The sequence below is a fragment of the uncultured Selenomonas sp. genome, assembly GCA_905372355.1.
GTDB lineage: Bacteria > Bacillota > Negativicutes > Selenomonadales > Selenomonadaceae > Selenomonas.
Genome location: CAJPOT010000022.1, coordinates 1 through 23,108, shown reverse-complemented (window position 1 = coordinate 23,108; position 23,108 = coordinate 1). Strand labels below are relative to the sequence as shown.

Annotated in this window: 19 protein-coding genes; all 19 read right to left on the bottom strand. The window is 57.9% G+C overall.

The window, feature by feature from the left end; translation table 11 throughout:
- Positions 1–1,225 (bottom strand): oligopeptide transporter, OPT family (locus QZ177_RS09705; RefSeq protein ID WP_294177210.1); only part of this gene is annotated, 1,225 nt, incomplete at its 3' end.
- A gap of 209 nt (positions 1,226–1,434) precedes the next feature.
- Positions 1,435–1,698, bottom strand: a complete 264-nt coding sequence (locus QZ177_RS09700; protein WP_009646454.1) for a Txe/YoeB family addiction module toxin — start codon at positions 1,696–1,698, stop codon at positions 1,435–1,437.
- A gap of 2 nt (positions 1,699–1,700) precedes the next feature.
- Positions 1,701–1,952, bottom strand: coding sequence for a type II toxin-antitoxin system RelB/DinJ family antitoxin (locus QZ177_RS09695; RefSeq protein WP_294177209.1), 252 nt, complete (start codon positions 1,950–1,952; stop codon positions 1,701–1,703).
- Positions 1,953–1,975: 23 nt separating this feature from the next.
- Positions 1,976–3,157 carry a S41 family peptidase gene (locus QZ177_RS09690; RefSeq protein ID WP_009646468.1) on the bottom strand — a complete coding sequence of 394 codons (1,182 nt, stop codon included), beginning with the start codon at positions 3,155–3,157 and terminating at the stop codon, positions 1,976–1,978.
- A 3-nt stretch (positions 3,158–3,160) separates the two neighbouring features.
- Positions 3,161–4,306, bottom strand: a complete 1,146-nt coding sequence (locus QZ177_RS09685) for a peptidoglycan DD-metalloendopeptidase family protein (RefSeq protein WP_294177207.1) — start codon at positions 4,304–4,306, stop codon at positions 3,161–3,163.
- A 12-nt stretch (positions 4,307–4,318) separates the two neighbouring features.
- Positions 4,319–5,206 carry a permease-like cell division protein FtsX gene (gene ftsX, locus QZ177_RS09680; RefSeq protein ID WP_009646532.1) on the bottom strand — a complete coding sequence of 296 codons (888 nt, stop codon included), beginning with the start codon at positions 5,204–5,206 and terminating at the stop codon, positions 4,319–4,321.
- Entirely contained in the window at positions 5,196–5,882 is a 687-nt protein-coding gene (gene ftsE, locus QZ177_RS09675) for a cell division ATP-binding protein FtsE (RefSeq protein WP_009646406.1), read from the bottom strand. The genes ftsX and ftsE overlap by 11 nt, the downstream gene beginning before the upstream one ends.
- Positions 5,883–6,077: 195 nt before the next feature.
- Entirely contained in the window at positions 6,078–6,317 is a 240-nt protein-coding gene (locus tag QZ177_RS09670) for a hypothetical protein (protein WP_006191821.1), read from the bottom strand.
- A 45-nt stretch (positions 6,318–6,362) separates the two neighbouring features.
- Complete coding sequence (gene lysS / locus QZ177_RS09665) at positions 6,363–7,898, bottom strand: lysine--tRNA ligase (RefSeq protein WP_294177202.1); 1,536 nt, start codon at positions 7,896–7,898, stop codon at positions 6,363–6,365.
- A gap of 31 nt (positions 7,899–7,929) precedes the next feature.
- The gene (greA, locus tag QZ177_RS09660) at positions 7,930–8,400 is read right to left on the bottom strand and encodes a transcription elongation factor GreA (RefSeq protein WP_006191814.1); all 471 of its coding nucleotides are present in this window, start codon (positions 8,398–8,400) and stop codon (positions 7,930–7,932) included.
- A 144-nt stretch (positions 8,401–8,544) separates the two neighbouring features.
- Complete coding sequence (locus QZ177_RS09655; RefSeq protein WP_294177201.1) at positions 8,545–8,835, bottom strand: GIY-YIG nuclease family protein; 291 nt, start codon at positions 8,833–8,835, stop codon at positions 8,545–8,547.
- 1 nt (position 8,836) lies between these two features.
- On the bottom strand, positions 8,837–9,415 hold the full coding sequence (locus QZ177_RS09650) for a peptidylprolyl isomerase (RefSeq protein ID WP_294177200.1): 579 nt from the start codon (positions 9,413–9,415) through the stop codon (positions 8,837–8,839).
- A complete protein-coding gene (locus QZ177_RS09645) occupies positions 9,412–10,134 on the bottom strand; it encodes an MBL fold metallo-hydrolase (RefSeq protein ID WP_294177198.1) in 723 nt (240 codons plus the stop codon). The genes QZ177_RS09650 and QZ177_RS09645 overlap by 4 nt, the downstream gene beginning before the upstream one ends.
- Positions 10,135–10,374: 240 nt before the next feature.
- Positions 10,375–10,683: a type II toxin-antitoxin system RelE/ParE family toxin gene (locus tag QZ177_RS09640; protein WP_265071173.1), complete on the bottom strand. Its 309-nt coding sequence runs from the start codon at positions 10,681–10,683 to the stop codon at positions 10,375–10,377.
- Positions 10,676–10,936: a type II toxin-antitoxin system Phd/YefM family antitoxin gene (locus tag QZ177_RS09635; RefSeq protein ID WP_265071172.1), complete on the bottom strand. Its 261-nt coding sequence runs from the start codon at positions 10,934–10,936 to the stop codon at positions 10,676–10,678. The genes QZ177_RS09640 and QZ177_RS09635 overlap by 8 nt, the downstream gene beginning before the upstream one ends.
- Positions 10,937–10,992: 56 nt before the next feature.
- Positions 10,993–11,928 (bottom strand): DUF1848 domain-containing protein, encoded by a 936-nt coding sequence (locus QZ177_RS09630; protein WP_294177196.1) that lies wholly within the window; start codon positions 11,926–11,928, stop codon positions 10,993–10,995.
- A gap of 78 nt (positions 11,929–12,006) precedes the next feature.
- Positions 12,007–13,032, bottom strand: a complete 1,026-nt coding sequence (locus QZ177_RS09625) for a branched-chain amino acid aminotransferase (RefSeq protein WP_294177195.1) — start codon at positions 13,030–13,032, stop codon at positions 12,007–12,009.
- A 169-nt stretch (positions 13,033–13,201) separates the two neighbouring features.
- Positions 13,202–14,206 (bottom strand): protein tyrosine phosphatase, encoded by a 1,005-nt coding sequence (locus QZ177_RS09620; RefSeq protein ID WP_294177193.1) that lies wholly within the window; start codon positions 14,204–14,206, stop codon positions 13,202–13,204.
- 151 nt (positions 14,207–14,357) lie between these two features.
- Complete coding sequence (locus tag QZ177_RS09615; RefSeq protein ID WP_294177191.1) at positions 14,358–22,967, bottom strand: autotransporter outer membrane beta-barrel domain-containing protein; 8,610 nt, start codon at positions 22,965–22,967, stop codon at positions 14,358–14,360.
- Between the last annotated feature and the right edge of the window lie 141 nt (positions 22,968–23,108).

Sequence of the window (23,108 nt, the reverse complement as noted above, 5' to 3'; positions counted from 1 at the left end):
AAGAGCAAAGCGCGTACATGACGAGCGAGGCGACGATGATGCCGAGGATGCCGATACCCGAGATCGGACTCGACGACGTGCCGACGAGGCCTGCCATGTAGGCGCAGGCAGCGGCGACGAAGAAGCCCATGAATACGGCGACGCCGACGCCGACGAGCGTGAAGGCGAGCACCTGACCACTTGGCAGTCCCTCCGGACTGACAAAGGCGTAGAATACAGCGAGCAGACCGACGACTGTCAGCAGGAATACGAATCCGATGCTCTTCATCGACATGTCGATGTCCATGCGATGCCTGTCCTTGATCGTCTCGGGCATGCGCATGGCGGCAAGCGATTCCTTCATGCCGTCGATGACGGGACGCGCGAGCGTAATCAGAGTCCAGATGGCGGCGACGCCCATGGCGCCCGCGCCGATGAGGCGCACGCGCTCCTGATAGACGGCGGCAGCGAACTTCTGCATCGTCACGCCGTCGGGCGGCGTACTCGTGATCGTGTAGAAGGGAACGAAACCCGCCCAAGCGATGAGGATGCCGACGAGCATGGCGAGACCGCTCGCTATACCGATGAGGTAGCCCGCGCCGACGAGCGCCGACGAGTAGCCGATGGGGAACTGCGTCATGCCGCGCCCGATGGGAATCCAGACGGAAAGCGCACCCGACAGCACTTGAAAGCCGCTCGTGCAGAGCGCGATGATACCTGCGACGAAACTGCCCGACAAGATTTCCTTGAGCCCTGTGCCTTTGCCCTTGCCATCTTCATCATGCGCATTGACCTTCAGGATCTCCGCCGCCGCAACGCCCTCGGGATAAGCGAGGTCGCTGTGCACGACCATGGCACGGCGCAGAGGAATCGTAAAGAGCACGCCCAGGCAGCCGCCGCAAGCCGCGACGAGCAGCGTCTGCGTGAACTCGAAGCCGTGCCAGTAGCCGATCATGAGCATGCCCGGAATGATGAAGATGATCGCGGACAAGGTGCCGGCCGCCGAGGCCTGCGTCTGCACCATGTTGTTTTCCAGGATATTGGAATCCTTCGCCATCTTGAGGACGGCCATCGAGATGACAGCTGCCGGAATGGCGGACGAGAACGTCAGGCCGACCTTCAGCCCCAGGTAGACGTTCGATGCCGTAAAGATCACTGTCAATACGGCACCCAAGAGCATGCCGCGCACGGTAAGCTCAGGTAATCGCAGCTCATGCTGCATGAACTCATTGTGTTCATTTTTCATAGTATCGCTCCCTATAGTAATTTGCGCCCATGAAGCAGGCGAATGGATGCCTGTCTATTATAGCACATATTTATAGAATATATAGCAAAATTTATATAAAAATCGTAAAAATGAATCCATTTTCCTCATTTGTACCAAATAAGAAATCGCTGCGCAATTTGGCACAGCGATTCATCATAATATCCATCTATATCTCATACATGCCGCTCTTATTTGTCTCCATAGTGAGAACCGCATTGAGCAATCTCCAACACGCCATCGGATATTTGAAAGACAAGCCGATTCTTCTCATCGATGCGCACGCTGTAAAAGCCGCTCCAGTTGCCGCGCAAAGGCTCCGGCTTTCCTATACCGTCATACCCGTTTCGATCGATGTCCTTGATGAGATTATTGATCTTTTTCAGTGTTTTCTTATCCTTGGTTTGCCATTCGATATATTCAGCCCACGCCTCATCATGCCATATTTTTCGCACCGCTACACCTCAATGAGTTCATGCTCAGACACATTTCTTCCCGCTCTTATGTCTGCAATCCTCCGATCCAGAATCGTCGCATTTTCTGAAGACCAAAACGGCTCTGCCATGACTTCGAAAGGGATGCGCCTTTCTCTGCTGAGCCTTTTCAGGTAGATGTTGACTGCAGTAGACATGGACATCCCCATGTCTTCACACACCTGTTCTGCCTCCCGCTTCACATCATCATCAATGCTCAGACAAATCTGTGCCATAATCTCATCCCCCTTCTTCTTGATTATATTACATTTGCACCAATGCCGGCAAGCTTGTCCTTCATGACGTCGATTGCCTTCAAGAGCTGCACGTCCTGTGCACCGTCCGCCTGCGGCTCGACGCGAACGTCTGGCTCAATGCCCGTGCCGTCGATGCTTCTGCCCGACGGAGTGTAATACTTGGCAATCGTGAGCTTCAGTGCATCATCATCGTAGAGCGGTAAGATGACCTGCACGGAGCCTTTGCCATACGACGTCTGGCCGACGATCGTCGCCGCGCCCGTATCCTGCAGTGCGCCCGCGAGGATTTCGCTCGCCGAGGCGCTGTTGCCATCGATGAGCACGACGAGCGGATATTTCTCTTCCGAGAGCTCCGATTCATATTCTTCGCGTCTTCCGTCCTTCTGCACGACGGAGACGACCGGTCCCTTCGGTACAACCATATTGGCGATCGCCACACAGCTCGTCACAAGTCCGCCGGGGTTCTCGCGCAAGTCGATGATCATGCCCTTGACGCCTTCATTTTCCAGCGCATGATAGGCATCTTTGAACTCATCTGCCGTATGCTCGGAGAACGAAGCGATGCGGATGTAGCCGATGCCGTCCGTGTCGGGCAGCATTTGACCTGCGACCGTATGCACCTGGATCGTCGCACGACGCACGACGTAGTCCTTGTCCTCTTCGCCTGCGCGGCGAACTCTGAGCGTCACTTCACTGCCGATCTCGCCGCGAATGTGCAGCACGACCTCTTCCGGCTCAATCTCGCTCGTCGGCACACCGTCGACGGCGATGATCTCATCGCCCGTCTTGATGCCCGCCGCCTCGCTCGGCGTCCCCTCCATGACGGAAATGACCGTGATCTTGTTGTCCTTGAAGCCCATGACGATGCCGACGCCGCCGAAGCTTCCCTCCGTATGCGAGCGCATGAGTTCGTACATCTTGGGATCGAGATAGATGGAATGGGGATCGTCAAGCGTCTTGACCATGCCCGAGATGGCGCCATCGATGAGCTTCGTATAGTCGACGTCGCGCACATACTGCGTCTCGATGAAGCGCAGAGCGCCGAAGAAGCGCAGGATATCCTTCGTCTTCTGATTATTGAACCCCATCAAGGCGTAGAATCCGAAGATCGTCGCATTGAGCGTCACGACAGCCGTCGCGACGACGAGCAGGAAAACCGTTTTCTTTTTCAAAATATCCTCCACCTATCAAAGATACCCCATGGGGTCGACAGGTTCGCCGTCAACACGAACCTCGAAGTGGCAGTGCGGCCCTGTGGAATTCCCCGTCGAGCCGCATTCGGCGATCGCCTGTCCCTGCGAGACGCTTTGCCCTTCGCTGACGAGGAGCGCTTGGTTGTGCCCATAAAGCGTCGATATGCCGCCGCCGTGGTCGATGATGACGGCATAGCCATAGCCCGAAATCCAACCGGCATAAGAGACGATGCCCGCGCCGGCCGCATGAATCGTATCGCCGTAGTCGCCGCCGATGTCTATGCCCGAATGGAAGCGGCTCGCGCCCGTGATCGGATGGACGCGCCAGCCGAAGGGCGAGGTGATCGGCCCGCCAAGCGGCCAGTTGAGCGCTCCGCCGCCCGAAAGGGCGGGGGACGCCGGCTGATAGCGGCTGTTTCGGATCATCTGCTCGACTTCCTTGGATGCCGCAAGATTCTCGTTGATGATGCGTTCCTGCGTCGCGCGATCCGTTTCCATCTTGTCAATGATCGCCTGCTTTGCCGCCTGCTTCTTCTCCGCCTCTTTCTTACGGCCAGCAGCGGAGACGACGAGCTTTTCTTTCGCCGCCTTGTCCTTTTCCAATTCCTTCTGCGACGTCTCGATCGCAGTCTTTTCCGCAAACACGACCTGCACGAGGTCGTAGTCCTGCTGAATGACGCGCTTCAAGAGATCCATGCGCGTAAAGAAGTCCTGAAAATCCTTCGCGCCGAAAAGGACGTCGAGATAGTTGATCTGACCGTTGATGTAGATGTCGCGCACGCGCTTGGCGAGCTGGTCGCGCTTCACGGCAAAGTCCTTATTCAATACCTTGAGCTTGTCTTCATTCTCATCGATGCGTGACTCGGTCGCGTCAAGTTCCTTCTTCACGTCCTTGTAGGCTTTCGTCGCCTCGTCTGCCGCCTCATCGACAACACGCTTCTCTTCGGAAAGCCCCTCGATCCTGGACTCGATCTCGTTCTTCTTCTTCTGCGCCTGCTCCGCCTTTTCGATATGCGCGTCGCGCTGCTCCTCCAAGGTCTCGGCCTGCACGAGCGGCGCAAGCGTCATCAAGTAGACGGCAGAAAGAAGCGCTGCCGCCGCTTTCTTCCCCTTTTTCCCTCCTACGGGATAAAAAACCATGAGAAAAGCCTCCTATACCTTGAGGAATCGCTTCAAGGAAATCGTGCTGCCCAACGCGCCGATTCCCATGCCGCTCAAGACCATCACGAGGCTGATGAAGTTGACAAACGGGTACTGCGGTATGAGCGGCAGAAACGCCAACGTGCTGTAAACCTTCGCCGTGATCAGCCCGTAAATGCTTCGAAGCGCGATGGAAGCGAGAACGCCGCCGAAGAAGCCAAGCACGACGCCCTCCAAGAGGAACGGCCAGCGGATGAACCAATCCGTCGCGCCGACGTATTTCATGATGGCGATTTCTTTGCGGCGCGCAAAGACTGTCAGGCGGATCGTGTTCGAGATGATGAAGAGCGTCGCGCCCGCCAGGAGCAGCATGAGCGTGAAGCCGAAGATACGCACGAGGCGCGTCATGTCGAAGAGGTGCTCGACGACGTCCTGCCCATACTTCACCGATTCGACGCCGCCGAACTTCTCGATTGCCTTCGCTGCCGTCTCCACCATCGTCGGCTGCTTGACCGTGACCTCGAAGGCATTCGGCAGCGGATTCTTGTCGCCGAGCGCATCGAGCAAATACTTCTGGTCGCCGAGCCTTTCCCTCAGGCGCACGATGGCATCCTCGCGGCTCACATACTGCACGCTCTCAATGCCCTGCATCTTCTTCAAGTCGTCTTCGAGATCGTCGATTTCCGATCCCTTGAGCTTGTCGTCCAAGTAGACGTTGATCTGCACCTGTGATTCAAGCATCGACGCCATGCGGTTCATGTTGAGCACGATGATGAGGAACATGCCGAGCACGAAGAGCGATACGGCGACCGTGCTGATGGAGGCGAACGACATCCAGTTGTTACGCTTGATCGATATGCAGACCTCGCGCACGAAATACTCCGTCGTCCTAAGCTTCATAGCCGTACCCCCCCTTCGCCTCATCGCGCACGATGCGCCCGCCCTCGATCGCGATGACGCGCTTCTTCATCGTATCCACGATATTCTTGTCATGCGTCGCCATGACGATCGTCGCGCCTGCATCGTTGATACGGCGGAAGATGTCCATGATCTCCCACGACGTCTCGGGATCGAGGTTGCCCGTCGGCTCATCGGCGATGATGAGTGCGGGATCGTTGACGATGGCACGCGCAATGGCCACGCGCTGCTGTTCGCCGCCCGAAAGCTGCGACGGGAAATTCTTCCACTTCTCGCGCAACCCCACGATGTCGAGGACAGCGTTCACGCTGCGCTGCATGAGGCGGCGCGGCGCTTCGATGACCTCCATGGCAAAAGCGACATTCTCATAGACCGTCTTGTCAGGCAAAAGGCGATAGTCCTGGAAGATCACACCGAGACCGCGTCGCATGTATGGCACATCCTTCGGGCGAAGTTTCATCATATCGTGCCCGTTGACGCGCAGGCTGCCGCTCGTCGGCAGGATCTCCCGGAGCAGCATGCGCACGAAGGTCGACTTTCCCGCGCCGCTCGCCCCCACGAGAAAGACGAAGTCCCCCTTCTCGATTCTGACATTCACATGGTCGAGTGCCACCGTGCCGTTGTCGTAAACCTTGGAAACATCCTTCATATAAATCATTGCAATGAATTCCCCCATACCAAGTGCCTATTTTTGGCATTCCTACTTATTATAGCACACTTCTCCTAATTTCACTCCCTTAATTATATCACAGAAAACGAGGCGATTTCCCAATCATTTTTTCATATCAACTGCACACAAAAAGAACTGCCGCACGCCTTCGTACAGCAGTTCCCTATGTTCTTTCACCCTTATCTAGCGATTGATGTGATGCGAACCGAGGTCGTCGATGACCGCTTTTTCCTTCTTGCCGAGAACCCAGCCGAGCAGCTTGATCTCCGCATACAGCTCCATGCGCTGCTCGCGGTGGTCGCCCTGCGCCTGCATCAGCTCGTTGTACTTCTTGATCTTCACCTCGTACTGCGCCTTGACCTCCGCCTGCGAACGCATCTTCAGCGGACGCGAAGAGACTTCCGGCACTCCGTTCATATTCATGCAATCAGCCTTCTTTCTTTGTGAAAACGTCTGCACTTCGCTCTGTTACTCCGCCGCACTCTCCTGCGCACGCGATGCGGCCTCAGGACGCATATGCGGGAAGAAGAGCACGTCGCGGATCGACGAGCTGTCCGTCAGGAGCATCACGAGACGGTCGATGCCGATGCCAAGTCCGCCCGTCGGCGGCAAGCCGTACTCCATCGCCGTGATGTAGTCGCTGTCCATTGGATGCGCCTCGTCGTCGCCGGCTTCGCGCTGCTTCGCCTGCTCAAGGAAGCGCTCCTTCTGATCGATCGGATCGTTGAGCTCCGTGAAACCGTTCGCAAGCTCGCGCCCATAGACGTAGAACTCGAAGCGGTCAGTGATGCGCGGATCTTCGGGATTGCGCTTCGCCAAGGGCGAGATTTCCGTCGGATGACCCGTGATGAACGTCGGCTGAATCAGGGACTCCTCAACCTTCGCCTCGAACGCTTCGTTGAGGATGCCGCCGATGCCGTGCTTCTCCTCGTAGGCGACGCCGATCGCATCCGCCATGGCACGCGCCTCTTCGACGGTTTGGGCGCTCATGAAGTCCTTGCCCGTCGCTTCTTTCACGGCGTCGTTCATGCTGACGCGGCGAATCTTCGAGAGGTCGATCTCCGTACCCTCGTAGGTCAGCGCCGTCGTACCGAGCACGTCCTTCGCCGCCTGGCAGCATATCCCCTCCGTCACGTCCATGAGATCGTTGTAGTCGGCATACGCCTGATAAATCTCAATGGATGTGAACTCAGGGTTGTGGCGCACGTCGATGCCCTCGTTGCGGAAAATGCGCCCGATTTCGTAGACGCGCTCCAAGCCGCCGACGATGAGCCTTTTGAGATTCAGCTCCGTCGCAATGCGCAGGTAGAGCTTCATGTCGAGCGCGTTGTGATACGTCACGAAGGGACGCGCCGCCGCGCCGCCCGCAATCGTCGACATCACAGGCGTCTCCACTTCAAGGAAGCCGCGCTCGTCGAGGTAGCGGCGGATCGACTGGATGATCTTCGTGCGCGCAATGAACGTGTCCTTGACCTCGGGATTCATGATGAGGTCGACATAGCGCTGGCGGTAGCGCATTTCCACATCCTTCAGCCCGTGAAACTTTTCGGGAAGCGGGCGAAGCGACTTCGAAAGCAGCGTGAAGTCGTCGACGCGCACCGTGAGCTCGCCGCGCCGCGTGCGGAAGACGACGCCTCGGACGCCGATGATGTCGCCGATGTCCAAGAGCTTAAACTCCTTGTACTTTTCCTCGCCCAGAACGTCGAGCTTGAAATAGATCTGAATCTTGCCCGAAAGATCCATGAGCACGGCGAAACTCGCCTTGCCATGGCCGCGGATCGCCATCAGACGCCCGGCGATGCTGACCTCCGTCTCGCTCTCCGCCTCCTCGCCGAGCGAGGCGAATTCCGCGAGCAGTTCGTCCGCATGGCGCGTGACCTCGTAGCGATGCCCAAAGGGCGCAACGCCCATCTCGCGGAACTTCTCCATCTTCTCGCGGCGCACGCGCATGAGATCGTTCAGATCTTCCTTCTGCACCGCGTCCTGCTGCTTGTTCTCAGCCAATATTTCCTCTCCTCACTCATATATCGCTTGCTTACTTGATTTCTACGACCTCGTACTGAATGATTCCGGCCGGCGCATGAACGTCAACGCGGTCGCCGACCTTCTTGCCGATGATTGCTGCGCCCACGGGCGACTCGTTCGAGATCTTAAACTCCGTCGGATCTGCCTCTGCCGAGCCGACGAGCGTATACGTCTCCTGCTCATCGAACTCGACATCCTTGACGACGACGGTGCTTCCCATCTGCACGGTGTCGGAAGATGCGCCGCCCTGGATGATGTCACTGTTTCTTATCTTCGCCTCAAGATCGAGGATCTCGCCCTCAAGGAACGCCTGCTCGTTCTTCGCGTCGTCGTACTCCGAGTTTTCCGAGAGATCGCCGAGCGCGATCGCCGCCTTGAGTCGCTCCGATACCTCGATGCGCCGCACGCTCTTCAAATAGTCGAGCTTCTCCTGCAGCTTTTTGTAGCCCTCTTCCGTCAGCATTACACGCTTTTCTGCCATCAAAATTCCCCTTTTCCCGGCACTTGGCACTCCTCCGCGAACAGGCTCGCCAAGCACGTTCCGCGCCCGGCCGCCCTGCAAAAAGAAGTGCCGTCTGATACTGCCCCGTATATCCTATCATTATAGGTAGCAAGCCGCGCCTTGTCAAATCCCCGCTTCAGCCGAAAGCGCGACGCCAAGCCCCGCCTGCGTCAAATGCGCGGCAAGCGCGATCTTCTTTTCACGCGGCAGTCGCTTGATCTCGCACTCGCGACGCTGCGCCTCGCACTTTTCCTCGAACTCCTCATAGTAAAAGAGCCGCACGGGACGGCGGCTCCTCGTATACTTCGCGCCCTTGCCCGCATTGTGCGCGGCAAGACGCTTCTCCAAGTCGTTCGTCCATCCCGTGTAGAGCGTACCGTCTGCACAGACGAGGATGTAAGTGAACGCCTTCACCTCACTCTTTTTCCTCGCGGCGAATCGTGACCTTTTCCATGACGACCTTCGCGAGCGGCTTGTCTTGGAAATCCGTGTCAACCTTGCCGATCTCGCGCACGACATCCATGCCCTTGACGACCTTGCCAAAGACCGAATGATGTCCGTCGAGCCACGGCGTCGCCGCGAGCGTAATGAAGAACTGCGAGCCACCCGTGTTCGGCCCTGCGTTCGCCATCGACAGCACGCCCTCGCTGTCATGCTTCAGATCCTTATGGAACTCATCGGGAATCACGTAGCCAGGACCGCCCGTGCCCGTACCGTTCGGATCGCCGCCTTGGATCATGAACCCATCGATCACGCGGTGGAAGATCAAGCCGTCGTAGAAGCCCTTCTCCGCAAGGTCGATGAAATTCTTCACTGTGATCGGCGCCTTGTCCTCGAAAAGCTCGATTTCAAACGTGCCATGATTTGTCTCAAAAACTGCAATAGGATTTGCCATTTTTTTCGCTCCTTTATCCTTGTCATTCATGCCTGCCGCCGAGCAGCCCGTCGTAAAGAGGACGAACGCCGCCAGCAAAAAAACGAGAGCCTTCTTCATCGTGTGAATCCTCCTTCCGCCGTCCAGCGCCGCCTCTCCCCCGCTTCCTGCGGCGTCCAGTACGGGACGGCGCGCCCCTCAGCGAAGAAATCCGCCGCCGGATGCCACGCCGGATAGCCGACGCTGTGCATCGTCACGAGCGCCTTGATGTTCGTACGCGCACAGAACTCCTTCGCGCCGATGTCGGCGAACTCCTCAAGCCGCCCATCGACAGGGAAGAATGCGACATCGGCAGTCAGCCCGTCAAGCTTCTTCATCTGTTTCATGAAGCCGTTTCGCGCAAACTTGTTGTTCTCCTCCGTATCGCCCTTCCAATGCCACCAGTTGAAGTCCCCCGCATGGAAGATGCGCACGCCCTCGACCTCCACGAGAAACGACGTGCCCGTGTCCGTCGAGTCAAACGTATCGACGCGAAGACCCGCTTCCTCATAGTGGCTGTAGTTTTCAAGATAGACCGTCTTTTCCGCGGGAAACCGCTTGCCGCGCTTCGTGCGCCGAATCTCCGCCGCCATGACGTAGCGCGTGACCGAGGGCGCATAGTCGAGAATATGCGCGTCGAAGTGATCGAAATGCGCGTGCGACACAAAGAAATACACGCGCTCCGCCCCCGCTAAGAGACTCTCAACCGCCTGCGCGGGGTCGAGGTAGTCGTCAAAGACGAGCAAAGTGCGCGAAAGCCGCACGGCAAAGCCGCTGTTCAATAGATATGCAATCTCCAAAAGCTGCCTCCTTCCAGAAGTGCCTGTATCATTATAGCAGAAGAATGCAGGAAAAGACAATTCCTTTGCTCTTCTGCACCCGTTCCCCTAGATTTCCCCGCATTCACCGTGATACATGCGCATGGCGCAAAAATCGCGGACGATCCCATGTCTTGACAAGCGCCGCTTTCAAGAAGAGCTTGAGCGGGGCGATCTCTTCTTTGACGTCAAAAGCTTCGAGAGATTGGTAGTAGCATGAGTTTACAACAGTTCCTTATAATTTCTTGCTCCGTAAAAGATACGATATATTTTCACACATTGTTTTGATTCATCAATCTTATAAAGCAAGATATATTTCCCAATCACTGCCTTGCGATAGCCTGAAGATCGCAGGTATGGATCGCGCGATTCTTCATACATCTTCGGCATATTTTTAAGATTCGTGTAACAATCGTTCACAGCATCCAAAAAATGTTCTGCCGCTATAGGATTCGCAAGTTCTTTCGTCATATACGAAACAATTTGCTCAAAATCTTCTTCTGCCGCCCGCGACAAAAAAAGCCTATACATGATACTTCTGCCTCAGTTTTTGCAAAGACTCCTCTGCATCCATCACATTTCCACTATGAAAATCTTCTTCCGCAACAGAAAGTTTTTGGTAAATCTCCTGCCTGAGCATATATTCATCATAAGTTTTCATACTCATAATGACCATATCACCATAGCCATTTTTTGTAACATAAATCGGTTCGCTTGATTCCGCACACATTTTTGAAATCGCGTTGGTATCTTTGAGATCATGAATTGGAACAATCTTCGGCATACACTCACTTCCTTCCCCCATGATTATACCATACTTTCGCCCATGCAACGCACTTCTCACTCGAATAATCCCATCTGCTCATTCTTCGCCACATACGAAACCTGCCTTGCATCCTGCACGATGTCGCCCGGCTCCACATGACCGATGAGGAGCGGCGAGGCGGGGTCGTGGCGGGTGCGGTTCTTTCTGACGGCGGCGACGCTCGCATTTGCGTAACAGTAGCGGCAGAAGTGGGCGCAGGTATTGTAAACGCCGATGTCGTTGCCAAGAAGGCACGCACAGCCTTTTCTAGCTGCCGAGGTACGCGGAATATGGAAGCGGCAGCCGACGGATTCTTCGAGGACAGCCTGCGTCATGCAGCCCTGCGTGTCGATGCCGAAGGGCGCGAGATCGTCTCCTTCGAGGCAGGTGCGCACCTTGATGCCGAACTCGCGTCCAACTGCCGCGAACGTCTTGCCGAGCGCGAGACGCTCTTCTGCGCTGACCTCGCGCAAAGAGGGAAAATTGCGCTGCGTCTTCTTGTAGAGATCGACGAAACTCACGACACAGTTCTCTGTCGTTCCCGACAGTTTCTCTGCCATGCGGCGAAACGCCCGCCTGTGAAAGTCGAGCGTGTACTTCTCCGTGATGAATACGGGATCATAGCGCCAATGCACGGCGCATCTGCCGACAATGCGCGACAAAGCGGCAAGGCTCTCGATCGCCGCCTCGACGGGCGGCGTCTCCGGCTCGACCTCCTTTCCGTAGGGCGTGATCGTCACACCCCAGAACTGGCGAAAGGATGCGAGTGCGTCCCTGTACGCGAGAAGCGGTGCGGGATTTTTCGTGCAGAAAACGATGAGATCGACGACGGCGGGATCGAGAACATAGCGCGTGATACGCTGCGGGTCATAGGGGCTTCGCGCCATGACGAATCCTTCGCGCAAGCGCCGCACGAACCACTCGGCATAAAAGGCAGGGATGTCCGTGCGGCTTCCCGTATTCAAAATCATGGCTCTCCCCCTTCCCGCAAAGAAGCCGGACGGGGAAAACTCCCGCCCGGCTTCTCGTATACGCCCTTCGCACAAGGCTTATTTGATCTCGTAAATCCAACCCTCGGGCGCTTCGATATGACCCATCTGAATGCCCGTCAAGGTGTCGTAGAGTTTCTGAGTGATGGGACCCATCTTCTCCATGCCGCTCGCGAAGCAGATCTCCTTGCCGTGGTCGTTGATCTTGCCAACGGGCGAGATGACGGCCGCCGTACCGCAGAGGCCACATTCCTTGAAGTTCGGCACTTCAGAGAACAGCACTTCGCGTTCATCCACCTTGAGGCCGAGATAATGCTCGGCGACATAGGTAATGGAGCGGCGCGTGATCGACGGCAGGATGCTCGGCGACTTTGGCACGACGAGATTGCCGTCCGCATCGACGAAGATGATGTTCGCTCCACCCGTCTCCTCGACCTTCGTGCGCGTCGCCGCATCGAGGTAGATGTTCTCGGCAAAGCCCTCGCGATGCGCCGTCATGATAGCGTGCAGGCTCATCGCATAGTTGAGCCCCGCCTTGATGTGACCCGTGCCGTGCGGCGCGGCGCGGTCGAAGTCGCTGACCTTGACCGTAATGGGCTTCGCTCCGCCCTTGAAGTACGGGCCAACGGGCGTGACAAAAATGCGGAACTGGTACTCGTCTGCCGGCGCAACGCCGATGACGGGGCTTGAGCCGAACATGTAGGGACGGATGTAGAGCGTCGCGCCGCTGCCATAAGGCGGCACCCAAGCCTCGTTCGCCTTGACGACCTGACGCACGGCATCGAGGAAGCGCTCCTCGGGAAACGGCGGCATCTCAAGGCGCTGCGCCGACTCGTACATGCGGTGCGCGTTGAGATCAGGACGGAAGCAGACCGTCCTGCCGTCCTCCGCCGTGTACGCCTTGAGTCCCTCGAAAACCGACTGCGAATACTGCAGGACGCCCGCATCCTCGCTCAATACAATTTTGTCGTCGCCCGTGAGTCCGCCCTCATCCCAAACGCCGTTCTTATAATTGGCAACGTAGCGCTGTTCCGTCACATGATAGGAAAAGTCCAAGCTGCTCCAATCGATATTCTTCTTCTCCATGATGATTCCTCCCAAGTTCATGCCACAAGAAAAGGCATACATTTCCGAATCAGCAAAAAGACATCTGTTTCCTCAGGAGGAATCTCCATCCACTGTCACAGTTATCCTTCTGTAATCCTGTGAATATACTACATCGAACTCTTTGCGCCGTCAATCCCTTTTTCAAAAGTTATTCATCAGCATCGTCATCCAACTCGTGCGCCGCAAGCCAATCCGACCACGAGACAGCGAAACCCGCCCCCTCGTTCTCCTGCACATAGCGGTAAAAAAGTGCGATGTGCTTCGCCTTTTCCGCATAGTACGGCACTTTCCAATACGTTGAATCCTCAGGCTCTACATGCGCGACATAGCTACCGCCGAGCAGACATTGACGATAAAGGATGTCCTGCAAGGGCACCGCAGGATTCTTCAAGATATCGTACATCGCGAGAAATTCCGTCGTGCGTCCCTCGCCCGCCTGGCAATGAAAATGCAGCCAAATGTTCTCGGGCAAGCTCTTGTAAAACTGTACAAACTCATCGACAGCAGCAGGCGATGGCCATATATGATCGGTCGCCGCAATGCGCTTGTAACGAAGCCCTGCGGCCTCGACAAGCTCCTTCTCCGTCTGCGCCTCTTCCACGAAGATCTCGTGCTCATCGAGGGGATTCTTCTCCCCACCGAGGTGCGCAACCGCCGTCATCTGCCCTGCCGCACCATGGATGCGCTCCGCCTCATCGGCGAGCGCCTCTTCCTGCGTCAAGCCCACATTGCCCCAATCGTGCTCTCCGTACCAGCTGACCGCTATTCCGTCGAAGAAGCCGTGCGACTCCTCACGCAGGTCGACGATGCAGATCGGCATCTGCGTCTTCTCGGCAAGCGCTTCCAACAAGGAATGCAAGCCGCTCGCAGAAAACTCTCCGCTGCCCGACGCGTGGAGACGCTCAAGCCCCTCGCGTGTCGGCACATAGGAATCGTCCATGTCCTTCTTGTAAGGAGCATGGAACTCATCCTCCATCGTGCGGAAGTTGCGCGGCAGCCCTCGCACATCATCGGCGTCGATGCGCCAGATATAACCAAGATTGCGCATGCGCGGCGGCGCCTCCGCCGCTGAAACAACATTTGCCGCGCCAAGCATTGCTCCCAAGACAAGAAGCGCTGCGGCACACAGACTCATCCACATTTTTCTCTGCATTTCTTCATATCTCCCTTCTTTTCCATGTTCCTATTATACCATACGTGCAAACCCTCTCCCCGTCACCGAAGTGCGGCGCACAATGCCCGCATGAAAAAGCAGGGCGGCCTTGCAGCCGCCCCGCCTCATTCTTCTATTCTATTCCCATTCCTCAGAACGCCCAGTTCACATGGGCGCTCCCCGTGACGCCTTCGCGCTTGCCCTGCCAACCGGAAAGGTTCAGATCGTAGCTGACGCGCGAATCCTTTGGCTGGAACCTCCAGCCGAGTTCCAGAAGGGCGCTGCCCCCCCTAAGGCTCGGACTGGGCGCTTCGTAGCCCATGAAGCTCGCGCACGCCTTGCCGCTGAATTCGTACTCCCAGTAGAGTCCGGCGTAGAGTTCGTTGCCCTCGCTTTCCTTGTGGCTGTACCTCGTGCCGAGGCGCAGGCGGTGCGAGTTGACCGCCGCGAAGTCATAGACGTCGTTGTACTTGCCCGTCTTGATGGCGACGTCACCGCCGCTCTGGTACGACCACAGATAGCGCAGCGAGGTGTCGAGCTTGTCGCCTCCCTTGAGCTTCATCGTCTTGCCGACGCTCAGCTCGGCTGCAACGTAGGTATCGGAGCTGTCGTAGTTCGATACGGTGCCGGCGGAGATGCTGCCCGTGTAGTCGCTCTTCGCGCGTCCTGCATGGAGCGCTCCCTGCAGCCAGAGGCCGTCTTCCTTCTCCATCCTTGCGAGGACTCCCGCGCCGAGGTAGCTGAGTTTGCCACTGCCATGCGTGCCATCGTCGAGATGGGAGTCGTAGCTGCCCTTGCCGTATTCGATGAAGGGGCTGACGACGATCGCCGCGTCCTTCTTCCGGAGTTCCTTCGCCCAGCCGAGGCTGAGGTTCCAGCCCGTGGTATCGATCTGCGAGCCGCTTTCGACGCTCATGCTGCCGCGGCTCATGACGGCCCAGAGGTCGTACTTGCCCTTTTCCTTGTCGCTTTCAGCTCCTTGCCGGATGGCGCTCATGCCGCTCGTGGTCAAAAGATCCGCACCGCGATTGATGAAGTCGGTCATGCCGGCCCTCGTCTCGACGAAGGATTTCGCCTGATCGCTGATGGCCGCCTTGGTGACGGTGGCGATGAGTTCGCCCGAGCCGCGCTTCATGAGGTCGAAGCCGTAGAGGAGCGATACGCCATGCATGGCTTCGACGTGATTGATGAGCGTCGCAGGCGCAGGCGGCACGACGCCGTCCGCATCGGTCGTAAGCGTTCCGCCGTTGACCTTCATGAGGCTGATGACGTCGTTGACCTTGAGGCCATGCGCAAGTCCCATCACACCGACACCGACATCAACGCCGCGGATGTCTTTGTTTGCAACGCCGAGCTGCAGGAGCGTCGGGTTCTCGTTGGCGATGCTCTCACCGAGGTAGAAGTGGAGGTTCTTGATCTTGTTGAAGTCATGCGCCTGGCTGGTGTTCGCTTCGTCGTGATAGACGGCGAGCGTATTGTTATCGGCGGATGCTCCTGCGCCGCCGATGATGTCGCCGGTGACGGTGCCTCCCTTGAGGTTGATGATGTTGTTCTTATTTTCGACGGAGCCGTTTCCGCCGATGACGTTGCCTGTGACGGTCGAACCCCTGCCAATGTTGATGGTGTTCTCATTGGCGTTGAGGCAAGCGCCTCCCGTGACGTTTCCTGTGACGGTGACGCCGTCCTTAATGTTAACGGTATTCCTGAGAGAAGCGTGATGTGCACGCGCACCGTAGACGTCACCGGTGACGTTCGCGTTGATGTTGAGGACGTTGTCCGTAGCGTCGCCCATTCCGGCAGAACCACCGACGAGCGATCCGGAGACGGCTGCATTCACGTTGACAATATTCTTCGCGGCATTGCCGTGCGTGGAATGTGCGCCCGTGATCTCGGTCGAGGCATTCGAGGAGGCCGCCGCCTTGATGGTGACGACGTTCTCTTCGGCCGCGCCCTTGGCTTCTGCGCCCATGATCTTGGCGCCGCTGACGTTGCCACCCTCAATCTCGACGGTATTCTTGTTCGCCTTGGCGGCGCTCTTCGCGCCCTTGAGGCTGCCTGTGACGGTGCCCGCCTTGATGACGGCCTTGTTCATCGTCGCGTCGCCTGCGGCTTGTGCGCCGACGATATCGGCTGCTGTGCCGCCCTGGAGGATGGCGGTATTCTCTTCCGCTTCTCCGTTCGTGCTCTCAGCACCCTTGAGGTTCGTGACGGAACCGCCCTGGAGGACGGCCTTGTTCTTGACGGCCTTGCCTGCCTTCGTCTTCGCGCCGAGGGCGTTCGTCGCGGTCCCGGCTTCGACGGTTAGGCTGTTCCCTTCCGCCGTGCCGTTCGCTGTCTGCGTGTCGCCCGCGATGGCGTTGGTGACGGCTGCGCCCGTCTTGAGGGTGAGTTTGTTTGTCTTCGTCTCGCCAGTCGTACCGTAGGTGGTCTTGCCGCCGAATACGTTGGCGATGACGCCTGTGATTTCGACGTTGGCATTTTGCCACTTGTACGCGGAGAGGTCAAGTCTGCCGCTGGTGGTGCTGGCGGTGTTCGTGTCGGTCACGAGACTGTATTCGACATCGCCCTTGCGTTCACTGCCCGTGGTCGGCGTATAGCCGTTCAGGGTAAGCGTCTTGCCTGCTGCCATTTGGAAGAGGTGTGCGTTCTTTTCCATGACGTTGCCGAGCCATGCCGATACGCTGGCGCCGGTCGGTTTCTCGACGGTGTTGTAGTCGAGCGTCGTGTCTTGGTTGAGCGTCAAGACGGTATCGCCGTCAGCCACGCTTGTGCCAAGGTTGAACTTGATCTTGGAGAAGCCGGCGAGGCTGCCGACTTGCGCGCCTTTGCTCTTGATGTCGAGGATGTTGTCTGTCGCCGCTTTGTTGCCGCCGTAGAGTTTTCCCGCGACGGTGACGGTTGCATCGGTCACGCCGTCACCGATGGTGACGGTGTTGCCCGTCGTCGTGCCCGAGCCGTTGGCAAAGCCTGCGTAGACGTCGCCTGCGACCGTGCCGCTGTAGAGGTTGATCTTGTTGCCCGTGGCAGCGCCGCTGGCTGCGGTGTGCGTCAGCGCTCCGCCGTAGAGGTTTCCTGTGACGGCCGTGCCCTTGAGGTCGACGGTGTTGCCCGTGGCGCTGCCCGCTTTGGTGCGCACGTCGGCACCGTAGGCGTCGGCTGCCGTGCCGCCTTCGAGGCTCAGCGTGTTGTTTTCCGCATCGCCCGTCGGCTTGTAGTTGCCATGGCCGTCGCCTTCAAAGTTTTCGGCAATGCCGCCGTAGGCTGCGGTGGTGATGGCGCCGCCCGTGACGGTGAGTTCGTTGTGCTCCACTTTGTTGCCGACTTTCGTGCGACCGCCCCATGCTTCGGGGTTCGCCCCGAGGGAGGCGGAATACGTCGCATGGTTGTTGGCAAAGCGGTAGCCGATCAGGTCGATTTTCTTTGCATGATCCGTTTCATTGTCGGTGTTGAGGACGTATTCGTAGTCACCGTCGCGCTTGCTTTCTTTGGCGCGTGTGGCATCATAGTTCGTGAAGGTGACATCGTTCGTGCTGTTTAAAAGGGTCAAGATGCGGTTCGTTATGGGGCTTGCCGTGATGGCGTCGAGGTTCTTGAGCTTCATCTTGGACCAGTCGATCGATGTGCCCGCGCCGTTCGTAAGCGATAGCAGTGTGTCGCCATGGCTGACGTTGTGGGCGACGTCGAAGTTGACGTTTTCAAAGTTCTTGATGTCGATTGCCGTTGCACCGCGGCTGTTGACGTTCAAGGTGTTGCCCGTGGCATCGGCCTTGTTGCCGCCCCAGATCGTGCCGACGGTGGTCGCCGCGAAGGCGTCGGCGGCCGTGCCGAGGTTGACGGTGTTGCCTGTCGTCGCACCTGCGCCTGCCGCATGGCCTGCGTAGATGTCACCTATCGTGCCGCCCGTGATATTGATCGTCGCACCCGTGGCATTGCCCGCGCCTTCGTTTTTGCCGCCGTAGACAGTTCCGACGTTGCCGCCTTTGATATTTACTTCGCTGTGCGTGATGTGACCCGTCGCTGCAGCACTCTCAATCGATCCGCCATAGACGTTGTTGATTGTGCCGCCGGAGACGGTGACTTTGCTCTTGTCTACCGTGCCTGCTGCACCGGCTGCTGCAAGGGAGGCGCCGTAGGCAGAGCCGACGTTGCCGCCCGTAATCTCTGCGGTGTTTTCCGTCGCGTTGCCGTCCTTGGTGTGCAGTTCGGCGCCGTAGGCATTGGCGACCATGCCCCCCGAGATGACAAGGGTGTTCTTTTCGGCATCTCCCGTCGGAAGCGGGTTGCCATGGGCATCGAGCCTGTTGTTTTTCACAAGTCCGCCGTAGGCTGCGGTGGTGATGGTGCCGCCCGTGACAGTGAGTTTGTTGTTCTCCACCTTGTTGCCGACGGCGGTGCGTCCTGCCCATGCTTCTGTATGGGTGCCGTCCGCTGCCACGTACGTCGCTGCCGTGTGGTTCTTGTACTGGTAGCCTGCCGCACGCACCTCGGTTGTATGGACGGAGGAGCCGAGCGTATCAATGCTGAATTCAAAGTTGCCGCTCGTCACATTTTTGATGCCGCCGTTTGCGGTATAGGTATTGGTGCTGTTTTTATTGAAGTCGATGCCCGCCGCATTTTGCATGAGGGTCAGGTTGTACGCCTGATAGGTGCTGATCGTACTGTTGAACTTCGTCGCATCGACGGTGAGCTTGCCCCAGTCGAGGTCGTTCGTCGCACCTGTATTCAGCCTCAGCATAGGATTGGCGGGGTTCAGCGCATTGCTGTTGATGTTGAACCGGACGTTTTCAAAGTTTTTGATGTTGCCCGCCGTCGCATTGGTGTTGACGGTCAGCGTGTTGCCCGTGTCCGCCGCTTTGTTGCCGCCAAAGATCGTGCCGGCAATGTTCGTGCCGGCAGCTAGGCTGTGCTCGCCGTCACCTAGGCTCACGGTGTTGTCCGTCGTCGCGCCTGCGCCGTTCGTAAAGCCTGCGTAGACATCGCCTGTGACAGAGCCGCCCGCGACGGTGACGACATTGTCCGTGGCGCTGCCCGTCGCTGCGCCATCGGCGATATGGCCGCCGTAGATGCTGCCTGCAACCGTGCCGCCCTTGATTTCGACGGTGTTTTTCGTCGCATTGCCCGTTGCGCCCGCTGCGGTCAAGGAGGCGCCGTAGAGGTTGCCTGCAATTGTGCCGTCGTTGAGGATGGCTTGGTTGCCCGTGGCGCTGCCCGCTTTGGTCTGTATCTCTGCGCCATAGGCGTTGAGTGCCTGTGCGCCGGTGTTCAGAATGAGCTTGTTATTTTCCGCGTCGCCCGTGGTCTTAGGGTTGCCGTGCGCGTCAAGCTCGGTGTTCGATACCATGCCGCCGCGTGCGGTAAACGTCGCGCTGCCGCCCGTAAGCGTCAGCTCGTTCTTTTGCACCTTGTTGCCGATGATGGAGCGTCCGCCCCATGCATTCGTCGCCGTGCCGCCTGCGTAGGCCGTCACATTGTTCTGGAAGCGATATCCCTTGAGGTAGACGTTCTGACTGGTGGCAAGGTTGCCGTCGGTCGTGATGTCGGCCTCGTAGTCTGCCGTGTGGATGCGGCCGCGCGTTCCCGTCGTACTGTAGTTCGCGAGGTTGATGTTGTTGCTGTTGTGCATGAGCGTCAGGATCGTGTCACTCGTGGCGCTTGCATTGAGGCTGTCGAGGTTGTCGACGTGGAGTTTCTTCCAGTCGAGGTTCGTCGCGCCACCGTTCAGGGTCAGGAGGGTGTCGCCTGTCTGGATGTGGCTGCTCGTCGCCTTGAAGTTGACCGTGTCAAAATTGGCAATGTTGCCCGCCGTGACGGAGTCGTAGACGTTGAGCGTGTTGTTCGTGGCGGTCGGTTTGCTGCCGCCGTAAATCGTGCCGATCGTCGTGCCTGAGGCGACGGCGTTCGTCGCCGTGCCAAGGTTGACGGTGTTGCCCGTGGTCGCGCCTGTGCCTGCCGTGAAGCCGCCGTAAACGTCGGTCATCGAGCCGCCCGTAATCGTCACGGTGTTGCTCGTGGCATTGCCCGTCGCCGAGGTATGGGAAAGATAGCCGCCATAGACCTTGCCGTAGCCTGCGCCCGTGACAGAGCCGCCCGAGATGTTGACTTTGTTGCCCGTGGCGCTGCCCGTCTGCACGGAGGTGAAGCCGCCGTAGATGGTGCGCACCGTGCCTGCCTTGAGGTTGACGGTGTTGTTCGTACTGTCGTTCTTCGCCGCAGCCGTCGTGCCTCGGCCCGCCGTCCAGCCGCCGTAGGCGTCGCGATGCGTCGTGCCATTGATCGTCAGCGTGTTATGCGTCGTCGTGTTGCCGATGACGGAGCGGCCTGCCCAGATGTCTGTCAGAGCATTTCCTGTCGTCGGCGTCGTATTGGCGTCCTTGAACTGGTAGCCGCCGTAGAGGATCTGCTTCGCCGTCGCCGTGTTCGTGTCGGTATCGATGGTGTATTCGTGCGTGCCGGTCGAGGAGATTTCTTTCGCACCCGTGTAGTGGCCAACGTTGATGCCCGTCATGTTCTGCAGGAGGACGGACTGCCCGCTCGGCGCGTTGCCCGTATGCTTGAACTTGCTCCAGTCGAAGTTCGTCACCGAACCGCCGACCAAGTTCAGCATGGGGTTCGCCTGGTTAAAGGTCGCGTTGAAGTTGAAGTTGACCATGCCGAAATTGGCGATGTTGCCCGCCGTGGCATTGGTATTGACGTTGAGAACATTGTCCGTATCCGTCGTCCCGCTGCCGCCATAGATCGTGCCCGTGACGGTAGTAGCGGCATTCGTCGTGCCGCTGCCGAGGTTGACGGTGTTGTCCGTCGTAGCGCCCGACGCCGTGAAGCCGCCATAGACATTGCCGCCAACGGTGCCGCCGTTGAGGCTCAGCGTATGACCCGTCGCCGCGCCCGTGCCGGCAGTCTTGCCGCCGTAGACGGAGCCTGTAATCGTGCCGCCCGTCAGCGTGATCTTGCTGCCCGTGGCGCTTCCCGCACCCGCCGCGACATCGCTGCCGTAGACAGAGCCTGCAATCGTACCGCCCGAGACCTTGACTTCGCTGCCCGAAAGAGAGCCACTTCCCGCCGTATGGGCACCATAAAGAGAGCCGCTCAAGCTGCCGTTCGCGACTTCGGCCTTGTTCTTACTCGCATTTTTCGTATTCGTCGCTTGGGCGAGATCGACGCCATAGGCATTGTTGACCGTGCCACCCGTGATCTTGACACTATTTTCCTCGGCCTCGCCGGCAGCCGTCATGACTTTTGCGCCATAGGCATTAGCAACCATGCCGCCCGCGACTTCAAGCTTGTTCTTCTTGGCATCGCCCGCATCCTGGAAGGTGCCGTCGGTGTTGTGCTTCTTGTTCTCGACGAGGCCACCGTAAGCCGCCGTATTGAGCGTGCCGCCTGCGACGATGAGCTTGTTGTCCGTGACGGTCTGGCCGCTCGCCGTACGCCCTGCCCAGGCTTCCGCGTGTGCGGGCGTCTCGTTGTACGTCGCCGTATGATTGCGGAACCGGAAGCCGTTGATAAAGACGTCCTGTGCGGCATTGCCCGTATGGTTGTCTGTGTCGAGGCTGTATTCGAGATCGCCGACGATCTTCTCCTTGGCGCCATAGGGGGCGTAGTTACTGAAGCTGATGCCCGCCGCATTGTGCATCGCTGTAAAGAGCCGCGCATTGTAGGTGCTCGGCGTAAAGGTGAAGCTGCCGGGGTTGACTTCGGCGCCCGCCCAGTCCAAGCCGGTCGTTGCGCCGCCGCCCACCGTGAGCAAAGTGTTTCCAACGGTCGTCGTGCTGTTGAGGTTGAACTTGGTCTTGCCGAAGTTCTGAACGCCGCGCACCGTGATGTTCTGTGTGTTGACATTGAGCGTGTTGTCCGTCATGACGTCGCTTGCCGAGCCGCTCGATGCGCCGCCGTAGAGGAAGGCATTGTTCAGGGTGGTCGACGTCAGAGATCCGTCGCTCTTGCCGAGGTTGATGGTGTTGCCCATCGCCTTGCCCGTACCGTTCGTGTAGCCGCCGTAGATTTCGTTGCTGCCGCCGAACGTGCCGCTCTCGATGTTGATCGTATTGCCCGAAGCGTTGCCCGCCGACACATTGTTCGGCGGCGTGAGTGCGGCATTCGTCGCAATGTATCCGCCATAGAGCTTGCCGCCCGCATTGAGCGTGCCGCCCTGGATGTTAACGGTATTATTCTTTGCATCGGCGTTCTTAGTGGTGTCGACAAGTTCCGGATGGTTCTCATCCTCTGGGTTTGCAAGAAGATGCACGCCTTCGGTGTAGCCCGCATAGCCGTTCGTGACAAAGCCGCCCGAAAGGAGATTCAGCGTATTGAAGTCCGAGCCGCCATTCTGTGCGTCGGTATATCCTGCACGGGCATTTGCATGGCTTCCTCCTGTAAGATTGAGTTCGTTATGATTCGTCGTATTGCCGTAGACAGACAATCCGGCATACGTTCCACGCGGAGTCGCACCGGGCGTCGTCACATTCTGGTTTTTCCCAGCGTTCTGGAAGCGATTGCCATCAACCGCGAGAACGGATGCTCCCGTCATCGTCGTGCCGGAGAGCGTACCGTTCGCACGTTTGCCGAATTCATAGTCTCCGCGCGTACCAACGATAGTGGGCGCGTAGTTATTGAGCGTAAGCCCCGGACCTGAATAGAGCGTAAGTGTCGGCGTATTGACATTGTTTGCCGCAAGAGCGGTCGCCCATGCTCGCAGACCTGTGACACGAATGTTTCTCCAGTCGAAAGTTTGTGTAGAATTATACGTGCATACATGCAACATCGTATCGCCGGAACTCACCGCTGATCCCAGCTCGAATTCCATCTTCTCGAAGTTGTTGACGCTGTATCCATAGCTGTCTTTTCCTGTGATTCTCAGCTTATTGCCTGTCTTTACATCTGCAGCACTATTATTGCTCCATCC